Annotated in this window: 1 protein-coding gene; it reads right to left on the bottom strand. The window is 46.1% G+C overall.

Going from position 1 to position 304, the window contains the following annotated elements; all coding sequences use genetic code 11:
* On the bottom strand, window positions 1-304 hold a 304-nt coding region (locus FLQ44_RS25710; RefSeq protein WP_147696038.1), incomplete at both ends, for an efflux RND transporter permease subunit.

Genomic DNA, 304 nt, shown 5'->3' with positions numbered 1-304 from the left:
AAGAATTGTACTGCACCGCCATCGCTACAAACACTAAAAAAGTCGCCAATCCTCCCAAAAGCTTGAGAGAAGTTTGCAATTGCTGATTAGTTTCAGCAGCCGCACTCGGCACAATTCTTACTCCTCGCGGCAACTTTAGTTCTGATAAAACTGCATCGACTTGCTGGACAGCATCGCCGAGACTTGCACCCTTATTCAAGTTTCCGACAACTAAGAAAACTTGCCGCTGATTGAGACGCTGAATTTCTGCAGGCGCTTTGCCGATCGTAATATTTGCCACATCGCTTAAACGGACGATGCTATT

This window comes from Vogesella mureinivorans, assembly GCF_007644035.1.
Taxonomy (GTDB): Bacteria; Pseudomonadota; Gammaproteobacteria; order Burkholderiales; family Chromobacteriaceae; genus Vogesella; species Vogesella mureinivorans.
Note: the sequence above shows the minus strand (reverse complement) of the source record. Positions and strands in the feature narration are given on the sequence as shown.